16 protein-coding genes are annotated in these 17511 nt (G+C 71.5%); 4 read left to right on the top strand and 12 right to left on the bottom strand.

Annotated features, from left to right (window positions below):
- Positions 1-283: 283 nt before the first annotated feature.
- Positions 284-1177, top strand: coding sequence for a CYTH domain-containing protein (locus ND747_RS01415; protein ID WP_251731089.1), 894 nt, complete (start codon positions 284-286; stop codon positions 1175-1177).
- Here the strand turns inward: ND747_RS01415 and ND747_RS01410 are convergent.
- From ND747_RS01410 to ND747_RS01380, 7 genes are all read right to left on the bottom strand, one after another.
- Positions 1143-2294 (bottom strand): PP2C family protein-serine/threonine phosphatase, encoded by a 1152-nt coding sequence (locus ND747_RS01410; RefSeq protein ID WP_251731088.1) that lies wholly within the window; start codon positions 2292-2294, stop codon positions 1143-1145. The genes ND747_RS01415 and ND747_RS01410 overlap by 35 nt on opposite strands.
- On the bottom strand, positions 2291-4111 hold the full coding sequence (locus tag ND747_RS01405) for an ATP-binding protein (RefSeq protein WP_251731087.1): 1821 nt from the start codon (positions 4109-4111) through the stop codon (positions 2291-2293). The genes ND747_RS01410 and ND747_RS01405 overlap by 4 nt, the downstream gene beginning before the upstream one ends.
- Positions 4112-4121: 10 nt before the next feature.
- Positions 4122-5285, bottom strand: coding sequence for an ATP-binding protein (locus tag ND747_RS01400; RefSeq protein WP_251731085.1), 1164 nt, complete (start codon positions 5283-5285; stop codon positions 4122-4124).
- On the bottom strand, positions 5273-5719 hold the full coding sequence (locus ND747_RS29615; RefSeq protein ID WP_374216122.1) for an ATP-binding protein: 447 nt from the start codon (positions 5717-5719) through the stop codon (positions 5273-5275). Before ND747_RS29615 ends, ND747_RS01400 begins: the two co-directional genes overlap by 13 nt.
- A gap of 2 nt (positions 5720-5721) precedes the next feature.
- On the bottom strand, positions 5722-6186 hold the full coding sequence (locus tag ND747_RS01390; protein ID WP_251731083.1) for an STAS domain-containing protein: 465 nt from the start codon (positions 6184-6186) through the stop codon (positions 5722-5724).
- Positions 6186-7052: an STAS domain-containing protein gene (locus tag ND747_RS01385; protein WP_251731082.1), complete on the bottom strand. Its 867-nt coding sequence runs from the start codon at positions 7050-7052 to the stop codon at positions 6186-6188. Before ND747_RS01385 ends, ND747_RS01390 begins: the two co-directional genes overlap by 1 nt.
- 122 nt (positions 7053-7174) lie before the next feature.
- Positions 7175-8524 carry a 4Fe-4S binding protein gene (locus ND747_RS01380; protein WP_251731080.1) on the bottom strand — a complete coding sequence of 450 codons (1350 nt, stop codon included), beginning with the start codon at positions 8522-8524 and terminating at the stop codon, positions 7175-7177.
- Positions 8525-8578: 54 nt separating this feature from the next.
- Here ND747_RS01380 and ND747_RS01375 point away from each other — a divergent pair, with 54 nt between their 5' ends.
- On the top strand, positions 8579-9304 hold the full coding sequence (locus tag ND747_RS01375; RefSeq protein WP_251731079.1) for a helix-turn-helix domain-containing protein: 726 nt from the start codon (positions 8579-8581) through the stop codon (positions 9302-9304).
- On the opposite strand, the gene ND747_RS01370 is transcribed toward ND747_RS01375, so the two are convergent.
- Positions 9301-9930 (bottom strand): TetR/AcrR family transcriptional regulator, encoded by a 630-nt coding sequence (locus ND747_RS01370; RefSeq protein WP_251731077.1) that lies wholly within the window; start codon positions 9928-9930, stop codon positions 9301-9303. The two genes, ND747_RS01375 and ND747_RS01370, sit on opposite strands and share 4 nt — an antisense overlap.
- 145 nt (positions 9931-10075) lie before the next feature.
- On the opposite strand from ND747_RS01370, the gene ND747_RS01365 reads away from it, so the two are divergent.
- Both ND747_RS01365 and ND747_RS01360 read left to right on the top strand, forming a co-directional pair.
- A complete protein-coding gene (locus ND747_RS01365) occupies positions 10076-10438 on the top strand; it encodes a hypothetical protein (protein WP_251731076.1) in 363 nt (120 codons plus the stop codon).
- A 4-nt stretch (positions 10439-10442) separates the two neighbouring features.
- Complete coding sequence (locus ND747_RS01360) at positions 10443-12017, top strand: OmpA family protein (protein WP_251731075.1); 1575 nt, start codon at positions 10443-10445, stop codon at positions 12015-12017.
- A gap of 109 nt (positions 12018-12126) precedes the next feature.
- Here the strand turns inward: ND747_RS01360 and ND747_RS01355 are convergent, their stop codons facing one another.
- The 4 genes from ND747_RS01355 to ND747_RS01340 all read right to left on the bottom strand — a co-directional run.
- Positions 12127-14751, bottom strand: coding sequence for an ATP-binding cassette domain-containing protein (locus tag ND747_RS01355; protein WP_251731074.1), 2625 nt, complete (start codon positions 14749-14751; stop codon positions 12127-12129).
- Positions 14752-14963: 212 nt separating this feature from the next.
- Positions 14964-15662, bottom strand: a complete 699-nt coding sequence (locus ND747_RS01350) for an FHA domain-containing protein (RefSeq protein ID WP_251731073.1) — start codon at positions 15660-15662, stop codon at positions 14964-14966.
- Positions 15659-16981: a VWA domain-containing protein gene (locus ND747_RS01345; RefSeq protein ID WP_251731071.1), complete on the bottom strand. Its 1323-nt coding sequence runs from the start codon at positions 16979-16981 to the stop codon at positions 15659-15661. The genes ND747_RS01350 and ND747_RS01345 overlap by 4 nt, the downstream gene beginning before the upstream one ends.
- The coding region (locus tag ND747_RS01340; RefSeq protein WP_251731068.1) for a PP2C family serine/threonine-protein phosphatase at positions 16981-17511 on the bottom strand (531 nt) is incomplete at its 5' end. The genes ND747_RS01340 and ND747_RS01345, both read right to left, overlap by 1 nt.

Here is a 17511-nt window from a genome sequence, read left to right as displayed (position 1 = left end):
GTGTCGGGTGGCCGCCCGGGTAGAGCCGGCGGCCGGTGGCCGATCGAGGGGTTAGAGTCGGGATTTGGGGTAGTCCCCGTGGAAGATCTGCCCACATGGTCGGATCTGATTTTTTACCGGCTCGGGACCGAATCTGGTCGATGGCGGTTTCGGCCGGTAGACGGAATCGCCGGGAAAACGGGATCGTCAGAAACGGAGTCGGCACGTGAACCTGATGACAGTCGGACTGCCAGGCTGTGCCGGTGGCGAGCGAAACCGTCCATCCATGGCGGCCTGAACGCTGATGTCGAACGCACCTGTCACCGCCGCGTCAGCGCGCCCGCCGATACGAGGGGCGCGGGCCGCGCAGCAGTTCTGGCAGTTACCCGAACGGCAGCTGACGAAGCTGCTGGATCTCGCTGCTCAGGTCGACCGGCTGGAACTGAAACTGACCGTCCCGGCGCATGCCCACGAGGCGGCCCGGGACGCCCTTGATCTCACCTTTCCTCGAACGCCCACCCACCGCGTCTATTATCTTGACACCCCGGACCGGGCCCTGCACCGCAGGGGAATGATCCTGCGGGTCCGGCGCGGTTCCGGCGGGACGGACGACTCCGTGGTGAAACTTCGGCCCGTGGTTCCCCAGGGCCTTCCGCCGCGGCTGCGGCAGCGCCGGGACTTCGTCGTCGAGGTGGATGGAATGCCCGGCGGCTATGTCTGCTCCGGCGCACTGAAGAGTCGGCTGGACGCCAAGGTCGCAAAAGGTGCGGTAAACGGGCGCCGTTCCCTGCGCGCGCTGTTCACCGGGCCGCAGCTCCGGTTGCTGCGGACTCACGTCAAGGGAAAGTTCGACGTCGAGGACCTGATGGTGCTCGGCCCGGTCCAGGCCTACCGGCGCACCCTCGATCTGACCGGACACCCCGGGCTTCTTCTCGCGGAAAGGTGGGTTTTTCCGGACGGTTCGGAGATTCTCGAACTGTCGACCCGCTGCGCCCCCCGGGCAGCCCTGCGAGCGGCCGCCAGTACCGCGGCCGTCCTTGGCCACCACGGTATCGACCTGGGCGGACCGCAGCGGACCAAGACCCGCGTCACCCTGGAGTACTTCACCGGGCAGCTGGCCACCGGCGCCGCGGGCGGAGCGCAGCGCGCGCGCCGCGACCGCCTCAGGCGGGGCGCGGGCGGTCCACCTCGGCGATGACGAGAGCCACGTCGTCCTCGGCCTCGTTCGCGACCGCGATGAGCTGGTCGGCGAGTGCGGTCAGGGAGCGGGGCCGGGCGGACTCGGCGGACTCGTCCGGGAATGTGCGGGCGCGCCCGAGCAGACGGGCGAACTCGGCCAGACTCTCCTCGAGGGAACGGTCGCGCCGTTCCACCAGGCCGTCGGTGAACAGCAGAACGCGGGTACCGGGACTGATCGGGATGGTCTCCAGACCTGGCGGCGGGGCCTCGATGCCGAGCAGGACACTGCCCCCACCGTCCCAGTAGCGCAGGCCGTCGGGCTCGATGAGCAGCGGTGGGAGATGTCCGGCGTTGACGATCGAGGCGTGCGAGCGATCCGGCGTGAAGGTGATGATGCACAGGGTGGCGGTGGAGTCCGGATGGTGCGCCACCATCAGTCGGTTGAGGCGCTCGACGATGGCCTGCGGGCCGTGCCCGTCGAAGGCATAGGCGCGCAGGGAGTACCGCAGCTGCGCCATGATGACCGCGGCCGCGAGGGAATGGCCCTGCACGTCCCCGATGACGATGGCCGCGTGGCCGGTCGGTGTCTCGAACGCGTCGTAGAAGTCGCCGCCGATCTCCGCCTGGTCGGCGCTGGCGTGATAGCGCGCGGCCACCCGCAGGCCGGCGAGGTCGGGCAGGGCGGCGGGCAGCAGGCTGCGCTGGAGGGTGTGGGCGATCCGGTGTTCCGTGGCGAACCGGCGGGACTGGCGCAGCAGGGCCTTCACGGTGGACAGGAACTCGCGCGGTTCGATCGGGTCGACGAGGTAGGCGTCGGCTCCCCCGTCCAGTCCGGCGCTGCGGTCGGCGGCGTCGACAGCGATCGCGGACACGTGCAGGACGGGGATGCCGGCCGAGGCCCGGTCGCCCTTGATGCGCCGGCACACCTCGAGGCCGCTCATGTCCGGCAGGTGGATGTCGAGCACGGCCAGGTCCGGTGGCGCCTCGGTCAGCCGGCGTAGCGCCTGGGCGCCGGTGGCTGCCTCCACCACCTGGTAGCCGGCCCGGCGAAGCCAGCTGCCGAGGATGTAGCGCTTGCTCTCCCGGTCGTCCACGACGAGGACGACGGCCGGCTTGACGTCCGGTGGCACGCTCATCGCCGCTGCCCGACGGCCCGGCGCAGCGCGGCGTCGATGGTCACCTGGCTCAGGGTCGACTTGGCCAGCACCGCCACGGCCGCATCCAGAGCGCCGTGGCTGGCAGACGCACTGTGATCGCTCCAGGTCACGACCGCGACGGGGACGTCCCGAAGGGTGGAATCGTCGTTCATCACCGAGAGCACCTCGCCGCCGCTGCGGCCGGGCAGGAGAAGATCCAGAAAGACGATGTCGGGGCGCTCGGCGCGCATCAGCCGGAGCGCGTCGTCCCCGTCACCGGACTCGACGACCCGCGCGGCCCGGTCGACCAGCAGGGTGCGCAGCGCGGTCCGGAACGCCGGGTCGTCATCGACGATCAGGGCGAGCGGGACCGGCGCGGGCGGTGGGGAGGTCGCCGTGGTGTCGTCGGCCTCCCCGGCGGCGACCGGCTCCGGCACCGGGGACGGTTCACGGGGCAGGGCGACGGTGAAGGTCGATCCGGCACCCACCGCGCTGTCCAGATCAAGCCGGCCCCCGAGCAGGGTGGCGACCCGGCGGGCGTAGGGCAGGCCGAGGCCCGTGCCGCGGACCTGGGCGTGCAGGTGGGTGCGCACCTGGTAGAACTCGTCGAACACCCGCTCGGCGTCGGCCGGGCCGATCCCGATTCCGGTGTCACTCACAGCGAATACGAGCGGGTTGCCTCCCCGGACGCTCACCCGCACCTCGCCCTGTTCGGTGAACTTCAGCGCGTTGGTGACCAGGTTGCGCAGTATCCGGCAGAGCAGGCTCTCGTCCGTGCGCAGCGGGCCGATGTCCGCCGGGACGTCGAAGACCAGTCGCACGGCGGCCCGGGTTGCCAGCGGGCGCATCGAACCCTCGACGGTGGCGAGCATCGCGGAGACGTCCACCTCCTCGAAGGCGGTGTCGAGGTGTCCTGATTCCGCCTTGGCCAGATCGAGCAGGTCGTTGACCAGCGTCAGCAGATCGCCCGAGCTGGCCAGGATCAGGTCCGCCTGGCGCCGCTGCTCCGTGCTGAGCGGGTCGCCGGTCGGGTCGAGCAGCAGCCGGGCCAGCCCCAGCACCGAGGTCACCGGCGCGCGCAGTTCGTGACTGACGTTGCGCAGGAAGCGGGTCTTGGCCTCGTTCGCCCGTTCCAGCGCCATTCCACGTTCGTCGAGTTCGGCGTAGAGGGCGACGACGCCGCGGTTGGTCTCCTCCAGCTCGGTCGACAGCTGGCCGTAGAGCGCCATGACGCCGCGGTTGGTCTCCTCCAGCTCGGCGTTGAGTCGCACCAGTTCGCTCTGGTTTTCCTTCAGCTCGGCGAGCGCGTTGACCAGGTCGTCGTTCTGGATGCGCAGTTCGTCGAGGCGTGACACGGGAGCCGTGGCGGCCAGCGCCCGGCGCAGTCGCGCGACGTGCACCGTCTCGAGCCTGGTCGCCGTGGGCAGGAACTTGGCCAGCACCACGGTCCGGGCCGATCCCTGCGCGGCCACGGTGGTGTCGACGAGGCGGGCCGCGGCGAGCAGCCCCGCGGCTTCGGCCGGAAACGGGTTGCGAGCCACGATGGTGATGGTCAGCGTGGCCGGGGCCCGCAGCCCGACGGTCACCGACGCGCCGCCCGCGGCCAGCGCCTCCCGGCCGACCTCACTGACGGCGGTGGCAAGGCGCACCTGGTCCTGGCTGTCCAGCCCGATCTCGGCGCCGGTCACGCGGACGATCTGGCGGGCGGTGAACACGTCGGCCTCGTCGGCGATGTGCAGCGAGGCGACGTCCGTCAGCTCCTCGCCGGCCGGCCCGCCCGCCTGCCCCCGGTCTGGTCCACCTGTGGTCCTGGCCATCCGGTGCCCGCTAGACCCTGGCCGGGTGGACGCCCGGTGCCGGCGCGGTGATCGCGACGAGCACGGAGGCATCGTCGCGGCGCAGGCCCGCGTCCCGCAGCACGGTCGCCGCCACGAGCAGGGCACCGTGGCTGGTGACCCCCGGATGTGCCGCCAGGTCGAAGCGGGGGCTCACCCCGTCGCTGTGCAGGATCAGCACCGAGCCGGGTTCCAGATCGTGGTGGGTCTCGACCAGGCTGCGCAGCTGGTGGCCGACTATGCCGGGCCGCGCGGCGAGGCCGCTGCGTCGGGTTCCACTGAGGACCACACCGGAGATGTTGCCGACGCCCGCCATGCGGACCGTGCCCTGCGCCGGTTCCAGGACGACGACGGTCACCGCCGCACCCCGGGTGTGTGCCAGGCCGCGGTGGATCCGCTGCACCAGATCAACCGGGCTGGTCGACTCCGGGCCGTCCAGAAAGATCCGTACGGCCTCGGTGGCGGCACGGGCGGCCAGCTCGCCGTGGCCCAGCCCGTCGCACAGCAGCGCGGCCACGCCGGCGCCCGCCGGTCGCACCGCACAGGCGTCCCCACAGACCAGCTCGCCGGTGATCGGACGGGTCAGTCCCGCGATGCGGGAGGTGACGAACGGCTCGGCACCGCGTACCCCGGCCGGCTGTCCTCCCGCGGTGGGCCTGCGCGTGGGCAGGAACGTCACCGCCATCACCGTGCCCAGGCCTGGGGTGGAGTGCAGGTCCAACCCGTCCGACAGACGGGCGATGGCCCCGAGCCCGACCCCGAGAGTGCCCGCCGAAGAGGTCCCGTCGCGCATCGCCGCCGCGACATCGACGATGCCGGGGCCGCTGTCCAACGCCACCACCTGCACGGCGGATGACGGCGCGGGGCGCGTCACCGAGGCGGGCGGGGCCGGATCGACCCAGCGCAGGGCACGCAGCAGCAGTCGGCCGCCCTGGGCGTGCCGGACGAGGTTGGTCGCCACCTCCGTCACCGCGATGCCGATCTCGTCCCGGCGCTGTGCGGCGAAGCCGAGGGTGTCGGCCAGCTTCATCGCGGCGCGCCGCGCCGCCCCGGCCGCCGAATCCTCCTCGGCGGTGAACCAGGCCACGTCCTCCACAAGGGGGAGGCGGGCACCGGGAAACCCGGGAACGGGCGAGGTGGTGCTCAGCGCGACCACTTCACGACCCGCACGGTGGTGCCCGTCTCCGGGCTGCTCTCCAGCTCGAACTCGTCCACCAGCCGGCGACTGCCGGACAGCCCCAGGCCCAGGCCCGATCCACTCGTCCATCCGTCGGTCAGCGCCAGGTCGAGGTCGGCGATGCCCGGACCGGAATCGGTGAACACCGCCCGGACCCCGCGCCGCCGACCGTTGTCCACGATGTCGATCGTCACCGCGCCACCACCGCCGTAGACCAGGGTGTTGCGGGCCAGCTCGCTGGCAGCGGTGACCATCTTGGTCTGGTCGACCAGGGAGAGTCTGGCGGCCACGGCCGCGCTGCGGACCACCTGACGGACCCGGACGACGTCGGACTCCACCACGATCGCGTGGCGTTGCGGTGACCCGGCCGAACTGCTGGCAGCGCCACCACCCTGCGGTCCGAGCCCACCGATGGTCACCCGACGACGGTCCCGGCAACGGCCGTACCGCTTGGGCCCGTCGGTTCCTCGATGCTGCCGGGCAGGTCGGCACGGTCGGCGCTGTCGGTGTCGTCGGACCGCCTGACCCGCACCTCGGCGCCGAGCAGCGCAAGACCGTGCTCCAGGGTGAGCGCGGTGCGCACACCGGGCATGTCCAGGCCCAGCTCGACCAGGGTGATGGCCACCGCCGGGCGCATCCCGACGACCACCGTCTCGGCGTCCAACAGCTTCGACATGGCGGCGATCGTCGACAGCATCCGGCCCACGAAGCTGTCGACGATGTCGAGCGCGGAGATGTCGATGAGCACGCCACGGGCACCGGTCGCCACAATGCGTTCGGCCAGGTCGTCCTGCAGGTTCAGGGCCAACCGGTCCTCAAGGTCCACCTGGATGGACACCAGGAGCAGGTTCCCCAGCTTCAGAACGGGAATCCGCTCCATCAACGGACCCCGCCGGTGGCCGACCGCGACACCGCGAAACCCTCCCGGCGCAGCGCCACCGCCAGCGCCTCGGCGAGGGTCGCCTTCGTCGCGATCTCACCGAACTCGATCCCGAGGCTCACCACCGTCTGCGCGATCTGTGGGCGGATACCCGAGATCACGCAGTCCGCGCCCATCAGCTGGGCCGCCCGTACCGTCTTCAGCAGATGCTGCGCCACCTGCGTATCGACGGCGCCGACTCCGGTGATGTCGATGATCGCGTGCTTGGAGCCGGTCGAGATCAGGCTCTCCAGCAGGTTTTCCATCACCAGCTGCGTGCGAGCGGAGTCCAGCGTGCCGATCAGTGGCACGGCGAGAATCCCGTCCCAGAGTTTGATCACCGGCGTGGACAGTTCGAGTAGCTGATTGCTCTGCTCGAGTACCGCCTGATCCCGGACCTCGATATAACTTTCCAGCGTGAACAGGCCCAGTTCGTCGACAAAGTCGGAGAAACGCCGGTAGGCGCGGAAACTGACGCTTTTCTTCTCCAGGATGGTGGCGGCCGCGTCCTTGAGGGCGAACACCGTGATCGCGGTCTCCCGGGGGGTGAAACCCTGCCGCGCCCGGCTGGCCGACAGCTCGGCCAGCAGCGCCCGCAGCTCACCGAACGCCCCCGCCCGCAGGTCGGCGCCGGCCACGGGCAGCGCCTGGGCCAGCGACCCGTACAGGTCACCCAGCTCGCGGGCCAGCTCCGCGGCGGTCAACCGCGCGCGCAACATCTCACCGGCCCGCTCGATCCAGTGGGAGAGGATTTCCGCCTGCTCGCCGAGCAACGCCGAGATCCACGTGCTGTCACCCTCGTCTGGCGGGTCAACCCGGTCGGTCACGGGCCGACCATATAACCTTTGTGCACCTCCAGCAGAGTTGAGTGCGGATGCTGCGCTCGCCGTCGCTCGCCGTCGCTCGCCGTCGCTCGCTGCCGATCGCCGCCACTCGCTGTCGGTCCGCATCAGTCCAGGCAGGCCAGCAGGCGTGCGAAGGCGGTCGGATCGCCGGTGACGGTGCACTGCCCGACCTCGACGGAGGCGGCCCGGCCGGTGGTCGGGCGGTGCAGGATCCTGATGTAGTCGGGCGCATCACAGGCCACGGTCGCGTCCACGGGCAGGTCGTCGACCGGCGCCGTCGTCAGCTGCCGGTCCGCGACCGTGGCGAGCAGCGCGCCGTCGGGAAGACGGAACGCGACGCGCAGCCCGTCGGCCGGTGCCGTGTCCGGAGTGAACATGTGCCGCAGGCCGAGGGCGAAGTTGGCGACCGTGGAGACGTCCGGCCGGAAGTCGAGGTAACGCACCCGCTTGGCCGGGTTGCGCGCCGCCGCCTTCTCGGCCTGGCTGCCGGACCGTACGTAGATCGGCTCGGGGTGCCGGCGCAGCGGTAGCAGTACCTCGTCGCGGTAGCGTGCCCGGTCGGCCAGGTAGGGGCCGATCACATCCTCACCCGCCGGGCACACCGCCATGCAGTAGGCGGACTTGTAGGTGGGTTCGAACAGCAGGGACTGCAGCATCGACAGGGTCTCGTCATCGCGGAACTTCGCGCGGTAGGCGCTGGCGTCGCCGGCGGCGACGGCGTCGACCCAGTCCACGGCGCTGAACGGGAACTCGCGGTAGTTGTGTCCGAGGCAGGCGAAGAAATCGAAGTCCGCCACGGTGCTGATGGCACCCACCGGGCAGGCCGCGACGCAGAGATTGCAACCCAGGCACGGGTTGTAGTCCAGCGGCTGATCGTAGGTGTCGATCTCGGTGTCGATCAGGACGGTCTCGAGCAGGACGAAGTTCCCGAATCGGGGGTGGATGACGTTGCGGTTGACGCCCATGTGGCCCAGGCCCGCCTCGACAGCCACGATCTTGTGCGCGATGGCCCAACTGGACTGGCCGGGGGGCACCTGAACGTCCATCGGAAAGCCCATCGTGGTGGGCACCGCGCGGATGCCGGCCGCGCCCAGCCGGGCGCACAGCTGCGCGGCGGCGCTGTCGAGCCGGCTGCCGGTGTGGTGCCAGGCGTTGTTGGCGGTGGCGTGGGAGGTCGACCGGATCGCGTCCCGATTGGAGATCCCGACCAGGCAGACCAGCGCCCGCACGGCCGGGAAGACCCGGCGGGCGTTGTCGCCCTCCGCGCCCAGGCCGGCCCGGTCCACCTCCACGAAGCCGACGTCGTCGGCACCGGCGGCCAGGCACACCTCCCGCAGCCAGGCGGCCGTGACGCGGTCGGGGCGTGACGGGGTCGGCAGTGCCGCCTCGTGGGCACGACGGGTCGCCTCGGCCTCGGCCGTGCCACGGAAGATCCCTCTGGTCTCGTTCGACATGGCGGTGATAGTATCGTAGATATAGTATCTACGTGAAGGGATAGGCTGTGAGAGGTGCCGACCACGCCGCGCACCGCGTATGCGCATTTCTGCATGCTGGCCAAGGCGCTGGAGCGCCTCGGCGACCGATGGGCGCTGCTCGTCGTGCGCGATCTGCTGACCGGTCCGAAGCGTTTCACCGACCTGATGGACCGGCTTGGTGGGATCACCCCGCGGACCCTGACGCAGCGGTTGCGCGATCTCGAGGCGGACGGGCTCGTCCAGGTCGACCGGGAACCGGGCCGCCGCGAGGTGTGGTACCGCCTTACCCCGGCCGGCCTCGATCTGGCGCCGGCGCTGGACGAGCTGGCGCTGTGGGGCCTGCGCCACCTCGCGGCGCCACCCGCGCCGAGCGAGCCGGCTCACCCCGAGCACCTGCTTCGCTCCGTGCGGCTCGTGCTGGACCGGGCCGGGATCGATGTCGGCCCGGCCACCTGGGTGGTCCGCACGCTCGACCGCGACGACGCGTTCACCCTGCGCGGCCGGGACGGCCGATGGTCGCTGGTGGCGCAGGCGGCGTCCGACCCGGACGTCGAACTGCTCGGCACCCGGCGTGACCTGGCTCTCTACCTGGCCACCCGGCCTCAGGCCCGCGCCGCGGGGCATCCGGGGGTGACCATGCGGGGCGACGAGCGGGAGATCGGCAGGTTCCTCGACGCACTTGCGGTGTTCCCGCCGCTGTCGACCGGACCCGCCTCCCACGCGACCGCGGGACAGCAGACCGGCGGCCTGGTGGACTAGCGGTCGTCGCGCGACTGGCGGCCGGCGGGGCTGGCCGGACGGGCCTCGTCGAGCGCTGACCGGACGATGATCCGGGCAACCCAGCGGGTGACCTCGTCGACCTCGTCGTCGGTCAGCCCGGCCACGTCGACCAGGACGAGCCGCGCCTCGATGCCCACCGTCAGGGCGAGAGCCGCCGTGACCCGCTGCCACTGCGCCGGGGTGAGCTCGTCCCGCACCGGCTCGAGGACCTGCTCGATCCAGGCCATCCGCCGCCGGCCACGACGCGCGCCGGCGGGATCCCGCGGGGAGTCGAGTGTGGTCCGCACCAGGGTCCGCAGCGCCTGCTCCTGACGCAGTGTCATCTCGTTGAGTGCCGCGACGAACTCGTCGGTGCGGTCGATCGGGTCGACCGCCGTGATCCGGTTGCTGATCTCGTCGGTCGTCTGCTCCAGCACCGCGTCGGCGAGCAGCTGGTCGGCGGTCGGGAAGTAACGGTAGGCCGTGCGTCGACTGACCAGTGCCGCGTCGGCCACCTGGGCCACGGTCGGGGTGGCTCCCTGGGCGAGCAGGTGGCCGGCGGCCTGGAGTAGCGCCGAGCGGGTGCGTTGGCGCTGGTTGGACAGGGTTGGGCCGTCGGTTCCCATGGCGCGAGGTTACATGTCTGCCACGATGACTCATCTGTGCCTCTGTGACTCACCTTTGCCATAATGACACACGTGTGACACTCTGGGGTGCACTCGACCGGCCGTCGACCTCGGGACGGCCACCGACATCAGGAGAGGACGTGTCATGAGCACCTTCGGCGACGCGATCGTCCGGCCCGTAACGGCGAGCACGGCGGCGCACCGCGGCGGCGCCGCGAACAGTTCGGCCAGCTGTCTGGTGGTGCGCCAGGTCGTGGCGGACATCCCGGTGTGGTTCGCGAACTTCACGGCGAGCACGCCCGCCCGCCGGGCCGCCGGCGGCGGCGAACCGGTGGTGCTGGTCGAGGACGAGCGGGCCGGCCGGGTGATGGTCATCATTCCGTTCGAGTCCGCCGAGGCCGCCACGGCCTGGCGTGGCCGTCTCGGCGTGCGGCAGCAGATCGCCGCGGCCGGGGTGCGGGCCAGCTCGGTCGAGGTCCGTGTGCTGCGGTCCCTCAGCGGCGGCTGAGTCGATGGCGGTCGATTCCCACGGGCTGGCGGTCGGGCGCCGGGCGGTGCGGCGCACGCCCGGCCGGTTGCCGAGGACGGTCGTCGGCGTCGCGGCGGCGCTCGTGCTGATGTCCGCCGGATGCACCGGTGCCGCGTCAGTCGGCGGCGCGCCACCGGCCACGCGCCCGACCACCTCCGCGGCCTCCGCCGTCCCTGGTGACAGGAGCGCAACCGGCAGCCCGGACGTCCCTGCTAGCACCGGGGCCAGGGACCTCTCGGTGTCCAGCGGGGTGCAGGTCACGGCGCGTGACCTGCGGCTGGTTCGGCTCGGCCGGTCCGACCTGGCCTTGCAGTTCGAGTTCGCCAACGCGGGCCCGGCCGATCTCAGGCCTGCCGACCTCGGCCTGGATCCGCTCACCCATGTGATCGCGTTCCTGGTGGATCTGCCCCGTGGCACCGGCTACGCGACGCAGCGCACACCGCAGGCCAGTCCGGACATCGACCTGTCCGCTCCCGGCGAGGCCCGCGTCAGCGCCTCCGCCGAGCACGACGTCGCGCCCGGCCACTCCGCGACGGTCACCCTGGTCTTCCCGGCGCCACCGGCGGCGGCCCGCTCGATGCTGGTGCTCGTCGACGGCTTCGTCCCGGTCGAGGTGCCGATCCAGGCCGAGGGCGCGCCCGCGCTGCGTGACGATCCTGTGCTGCACGTCGCCAGCTCGCCGCCCGACGAGCTGGACCCACCGGTAGCGCCACTGGTCTGCCCGACCGAGGCCACCCCGGCCGCGGGTCGCCCGGCGAGGGCCTCGTTTCGGCTGCCCAGCGATGTCCTGTTCGACTTCGGCAGTGCCATACCGACCGCGGCCGCGGCGAAGGCCATCGACGCGCTCGCCAGTCAGCTCACGGTGACCGGCGGCACCGTGACGGTGGCCGGCCACACCGACTCCGTCGGCGGCGACGCCGACAACCAGCGGCTGTCCGAGGCGCGGGCGGCCACCGTGCAACAGGCACTCGCCGCCCGGCTCGGCGCGACCTTCACCTACCGGACCGTCGGGTTCGGCGCGGCCGACCCCGTCGCCCCCAACACCCGTCCGGACGGCAGCGACGATCCCGACGGCCGGGCCCGCAACCGGCGGGTGGAGCTGACCGTCGACCCGGAACCGGACGCCTCGGGCCAGCCTCCGCCGACCAGCGAGGCGCCGAACACCGCTCTCGACGGCAGCCCGCTCGTCCCTGCGGTACGCAGCGTCTCCGGCCTCGCCGGATTCACCCTCGCCGAGGTGGCGATCCACAACTCCGGCAGCACCGACCGCGAGCTCGGCTATCTCAACAACCCGAGCCGTACCAGCCCGGACGGTATCCGCGCCGACACCGGTGGCGAGCTGAGCCTGGTCTCGTCGACCGGTGGCCGACTACGACCGTGCGTGTTCACCCCGTCGTGGTGGGGACTGCTGGCCAACGGCACCGGCGCCGACACGGTCCCCGCCGGCGGCACCCTCGTGCAGTGGGCTCTGTTCGCGGCGCTGCCTGCCGATCAGCGCGCGGTGGACGTCGTCGTCGGCGGTTACCGCGCGGCCCTGTCCGCCCGGATCGCCTCCTGAGTGGTGCAGACCCGCGCAGGTGGTCGCGGGCCACGTCCATCCGCGTTCCCCGACCAGCCGGACCGGCTCGACCGGCTGGTCGGGGAACTGCCCGGTGCAGCCCGGCCAGCTACTGCGTCGCCGGGGCCGGCTTCTTCTTGCGGTTGGTCTTGGGGTCGAGGCGGCGCAGCAGGACGGCGGTGATGCCGATGAAGACGACGGTGACCACGACGCCGCCGCCGATGTCCATGGCGAACTGCTTCTTGGTGTGGTCGAACAGGGCGTCGCGTTCCGGGGCGTTCGGGTTGATCGGAATGGTCTCGCCGCTGGCGACGGGCTGGCCGTTGACCGTCTTCGGACGCTGGACGCCGGCCCGGGTGATGACGTTGAAGTCGGCGTCGGCGGCCAGGGCGGCGTAACCCCAGCGGGCCGGGGAGATGACCGAGACCTGCTGCAGGCCCACCTGCCCGGAGACCGGCACGATGCCGGCGGAGAACACCAGCTGGATCATCGTGACGATGACGAGCAGCGGCATCGTCTTGTCGGCGTTGTCGACCAGCGCCGAGATCACCAGGCCGATCATGCCGGAGGCGAAGGTCACGATGAAGATGGCGAGCATGCAGTCCAGCAGGGAGTTGCCGAGCAGCAGCCCGCCGGGTGGCTGCCGGCCGGCCAGACCGATGAGCGTGAAGGGAATGATCTGCAGGGCGGTGATGATGAGCAGCACCAGCACCTTGGACCCGACGTAGGCGGCCCGGGACAGGCCGATCGCGCGTTCTCGTTGGTAGATCGCCCGTTCCTTGACGATTTCCCGCACCGAGTTCGACATGCCCATGAAGCAGGCACACAGCACCATGATCAGGAAGATCGTGGGGCCGTTCGAGTTCGGCGTGAACTTGTCGTTGGTGTCGGCGAAGTCGCCGCCGATGAACCGTGGAATCGTCCCGAGGACGAACGGGAACGCGACGGCCAGCCGCAGATAGCCCTTGTCGGACGCGATGACCGACATCGTTCGTTTGCTGAGCGAGACCAGCTGGGACAGCACCGTCTGCTGCCGGATGCTGGGCAGCTCCTCCGGTTCCGGCCGCGCGGACGGGGCCGTCACCGACGCCGGGACGTAATGGCGGGACTGGCGGAAACGCGCCGCCGACTCGGCTCCCGGGTCCTCCTGCAGGCGCAGGAACACCCACGGATAGCCCTGCTCACCGAAGAACGGCAGCGCGTCCCCGGGCGGCCCGAAGTAGGCCACGTGGCCGCCGGGGGCAAGCACCAGGACGTAGTCGCACAGGTCGAGCTGGGCCACCGAGTGGGTGACGACGATGACCGTGCGACCGTCGTCGGCGAGCGCCCGCAGCGACTGCATGACCTGCAGGTCCATGCCCGGGTCGAGGCCGGAGGTGGGCTCGTCCAAGTACAGCAGGGTGGGCCGGGTGAGCAGTTCGAGTGCCACCGACACGCGCTTGCGCTGGCCGCCGGACAGCCGGGCGACCACGGTCCCGGCATGCGGGGTGAGGTTCAGCTCGGCGAGGACCTCGTCGATCCGCCGGGCCCGCTCGGCCTCGGTCACGTCCGGGGGGAAGCGCAGCTTGGCGCCGTATTCCAGGGCGCGGCGCACGGTGAGCGAGGTGTGCAGGATGTCGTCCTGCGGCACGTAGCCGATCCGGCGACGGAGCTCGTCGTACTCGTCGTAGAGGTCCCGGCCCGCATAGCGGACGGTGCCCTCGTTGGCGGGACGGAAGCCGGTCAGCGCGCCGAGCAGGGTCGACTTGCCGGCGCCGGACGGGCCGACGACGCCGAGCAGCGCCTGGCCGGGCAGGCGGAACGTCATGTCGTGCATGAGCTGCTTGTCGCCGGCCCACACGTTGAGATGCTCGGCCTCGAAGCTGACGTCACCGGAGTCGATGTACTCGACGAGCTGATCGCCCTCGAGCTGCAGGACGTGGTGGCCGATCGCGATGATGCTGCCCTGGGCGACCTGCGCGCGCTGGATGCGGCGACCGTCGACGAACGTGCCGTTCGCCGAATCGTGGTCGACGAGATCGATGTTGCCGCCGCGGATGGTCAGCGTGGCGTGGTGGCGCGAGGCGAGCAGGTCGGCGATGACGATGTCGTTGCCGCGGGCCCGGCCGATCGTCATGCTGCCCTGGCGCAGCGGATAGGTGGTGCTGCGCTCGTGCTCACGGTCCAGCCGGGCGTGACCGGCCGGCTGGCGGGGGGCGCTGCCGGGGCCACTCCGACCGGAGCCGGATCCACCGGCCGCGGCTCCCGAGCGGGCCAGCTCCCGCGCCGGGGGGACCGCGGACCGCTGCGGCGCCCGCGGCGGCAGGTAGTCCGCCTGGCCGGGCAGCATGGTGTGCTGATCGGCGTCCCCGCCGAACGCGGCACCGTACTGGTCGGCGTACTGGTCGCCGTAGGCGCCGCCGGTGTCACCGTAACCGGCGCCGGGCCGGCCGAGGGCCTCGGCGCGGATGATGACCTCCGGGCCGCTCGGCGTGCCCAGCCGGAACCGGGTCTCGCCGCGGACCTCGATCACGGTCAGCATCTTGCTGCCACCGAACCAGGTGCCGTTGGTGCTGACGTCGCGTACCGCCCAGCCGGGACCGATCTGTTCGATCATCAGGTGTTGCCGGGAGACCTGGCCGTCCGCGATCACGTGGTCCGAGTTGCGAGCCCGACCGATGATGAAGCGTGGCTGTCCTGACGGCACCGTCACCTCGCCGGCCATGCTCGTCACTTTCAGAACGGCCGTGGACATGCATCTCCCCCTCGCGATGAAGAACCGGCTGGTCAGGCCGGCCGATTCGCCGCGAGCATAATCGGTCGCACCACCCATGAGCGTCCATTGACCGAAAGCCGACGAAACACCGCGACTGTGCCGGACCACACGGTAGGACGGCGGGCTTGTCCGAGGCGGACGGGGACGGACCGGCAGCCCGGCGGCGCGACGATGTTGCCTGACGGCCGGTGTCAGCGACGTCGACGGATGGTGATCCGGGTGAAGGAGCCGACATAGATGTGATCACCGTCGGCGAGAGGAACGGTGCGTCCCGCCACGATCGGATCGGGGTCGTCCCCGACCCAGGTGCCGTTGGCGGATCCCTCGTCGGTGACGGTGAGTCGTCCGTCTGCGGTGTGATCGAGAAACGCGTGCACGCGCGACACGCCGCGGTCCTCCGGGGCCAGGGACAGATCGATGTCCGGGTGGATGTTGCGGCGGGGGCTGCACCGTCCGATCAGGGTGCGGTCGCCGGCCAGGGCGACCTGGCGGCGCGTGAGGACGGTGGGAAACACGACGTCATCGTCGTTGCGGTCGAAGAACTCCCGGTCGGGGCGGATCTCGGCCACCCAGCCGACCACCACCCCCGTCCGGACGAGGTGGTCCAGCGCGGTTCCCGTGTCGAAGTCGTAGCCGCAGTTCTCGCAGTACCGTCGGCGCGCCCGGGGCTCGGCGCAGATCGGGCAGTTCGGTGCGGGCGGGGGAGGGTCGGCCGGTGGCCAGTCCGGCCGGGTCGTCGACGACAGGTCGCCCCCCTCGGGGCCACGCGTTACAGGAACGGGCACGACAAGGGGGCTGGGGATCATGGGGCCGGGTGAGATCGGGGAACCGCAGCTGTCGCACCAGTCCTCGGTGACGGAGTGGTGTCCTTCCGGGCAGACTGCGCTCACGGAAGCTTCGGGGTGACGGTCCGCGTGGACGAGGCGTCCAGGTCCATCTCGTCGAGCCGCTCGACGCCGTGGCGCGGCTGGACCTGCCCGGTCCGCGCATCGAGGATGTCGACCACCTTCGCCAGGCGGCGCAGGGTCAGCTCGTCCTCGGCCTCGAAGGCGAGCTGGGCGGCCCGGCCGAGGGCGGTGACGGCGCTGGTCTCGTCTCCGGCCTGACGGGCCCGGAGCCCGTCCTGAATGGCCCGGGCCAGCTCCGCCTGCCCGGTGTAATGGGCGACGACCTCGTCGATCCGGGTGGCCTCGTCGGTGTCGTCGGTCCAGAGCACCTCGACCTTCGCCGTGGAAAGGGTCTCCTCGCCGTCGAGCAGGGTGATGCGGGCCGCCAGGCGCCGGCCGCCGACCGGGGCAGGCGGCACATCGACGCACACGTGGTAGTCGCGGGTCTGCGATCCCCATGCGCCGGTCGGATAGTCGGCGATCAGATCGCTGACGGCCACCGCCCGGTCGGTCAGTTCGTCGAGCTGCGGCGACACCTGCCGGACGAAGCGGATCCGCGCGCCACGGGGCACCCAGATCCGCAGCCGGACGTCCGGGACCCGACGGGCCATCACCGTGGAGATCACCGCCTCGAAGTCGGCCGCCAGGTCCGCGGGCTGGCGCAGCAGGGCGACCCCGCCGAGCAGCACCGTGGCAACCTTGCGCAGTTCGTCGACCTTCCAGCCGTCGCCGACGCCCCGGGCATCGCACTGGAAGACGCCCTCGCAGGCGGACAGCGCATGCTCGAGTGTCCCCGGTGGTTCGAAGTTCTCCCCGTCGGTGAGCAGCAGCGCATGGTGAATGGCATCCGGCGCGGTCAACCCCAGCTCGCGGGCACTCAGCATCAGCTCGCGGGCGGCCAGCAGCCAGGCGCCGATGGCGGTGCCGCCATGGGCCGCCAGCCGTCCGATCCTGGCCTTCGCCTCCGCACGGGTCCGGTCGGACACGATGGCCAGGCCCCGGTCCGGGTAGACGAGCTTCGCCGTGGACGTCCCCTGCACCACGGCGAACGCGATGCCGTCGCGCAATGTGTCGACCGCTACCGCCGCCGCCCGGCGGGCCTGGCCGATCCGGTTGTCGTTGAACATCGACCCGGAACAGTCGAGCAGGATGACCTCCACCGCGTCCGGCCTGGTTTCGGCCCCGGCGGCCCCGGCGGCCCCGGCGGCCCCGCCTGGGCCCGCGACGTCGACGTCGGCGGTGACGGTGACGACCGCGTCGACCTGTGTCCCGTCCGCGGGCAGGTAGGGGTTCTGGTGTACCGCGCAGGTGAACGACACCATCAGGCTCTCCCGGGGATGTCCATGACGACGACAGTGATGTTGTCCCGACCGCCGGCGCGCAGGGCGACGGCGACCAGATGGCGGGCGATCTCGACCGCGGCGGCCTCGCCGGGCAGCTCGGCAACCCGGGCGGCCAGTGGCCCGACCGCCGAGAAGCTGTTCCACAGTCCGTCCGTGCAGACCACGACCCGTCCCGGGGGCGCCAGGTGAGCGGTGCGGATGTGCGGGATGGTCCGGGGACTGCCCCAGCCCAGCCAGGTCGTGATCGTGTGTGCGCCCGGCGCGGTCCCAGCGACCTCGGGTGGGATGAGTCCCTTGCGGGCCGCCGCCGCCGCGACCGTGTCATCGACGGTCAGCACCCGCGCGCCGGCTTGGTCGAGCAGGTAGACCCGGCTGTCGCCGAGCCAGCCGACGGTCAGCGTCCGGTCCGCGTACAGCGCCGCGGCAAACGTGCAGGACGGCTCATCTCCCGGGGCCACGGCCAGCGCCGCGATCGCCGCCTGCCCGGCCGCGGCCGCGACCCGCAGCGC

The organism is Frankia sp. R82, assembly GCF_023716925.1.
GTDB lineage: Bacteria > Actinomycetota > Actinomycetes > Frankiales > Frankiaceae > Frankia.
This window is presented reverse-complemented; position numbering and strand designations above follow the sequence as displayed.

Excerpts from the sequence above, each read along its gene's own strand:
- ND747_RS01415 (WP_251731089.1), top strand. The coding sequence starts at position 284 with ATGTCGAACGCACCTGTCACCGCCGCGTCAGCGCGCCCGCCGATACGA.
- ND747_RS01410 (WP_251731088.1), bottom strand. The coding sequence starts at position 2,294 with ATGAGCGTGCCACCGGACGTCAAGCCGGCCGTCGTCCTCGTCGTGGAC.
- ND747_RS01405 (WP_251731087.1), bottom strand. The coding sequence starts at position 4,111 with ATGGCCAGGACCACAGGTGGACCAGACCGGGGGCAGGCGGGCGGGCCG.
- ND747_RS01390 (WP_251731083.1), bottom strand. The coding sequence starts at position 6,186 with ATGGAGCGGATTCCCGTTCTGAAGCTGGGGAACCTGCTCCTGGTGTCC.
- ND747_RS01380 (WP_251731080.1), bottom strand. The coding sequence starts at position 8,524 with ATGTCGAACGAGACCAGAGGGATCTTCCGTGGCACGGCCGAGGCCGAG.
- ND747_RS01370 (WP_251731077.1), bottom strand. The coding sequence starts at position 9,930 with ATGGGAACCGACGGCCCAACCCTGTCCAACCAGCGCCAACGCACCCGC.
- ND747_RS01365 (WP_251731076.1), top strand. The coding sequence starts at position 10,076 with ATGAGCACCTTCGGCGACGCGATCGTCCGGCCCGTAACGGCGAGCACG.
- ND747_RS01360 (WP_251731075.1), top strand. The coding sequence starts at position 10,443 with ATGGCGGTCGATTCCCACGGGCTGGCGGTCGGGCGCCGGGCGGTGCGG.
- ND747_RS01355 (WP_251731074.1), bottom strand. The coding sequence starts at position 14,751 with ATGTCCACGGCCGTTCTGAAAGTGACGAGCATGGCCGGCGAGGTGACG.
- ND747_RS01345 (WP_251731071.1), bottom strand. The coding sequence starts at position 16,981 with ATGGTGTCGTTCACCTGCGCGGTACACCAGAACCCCTACCTGCCCGCG.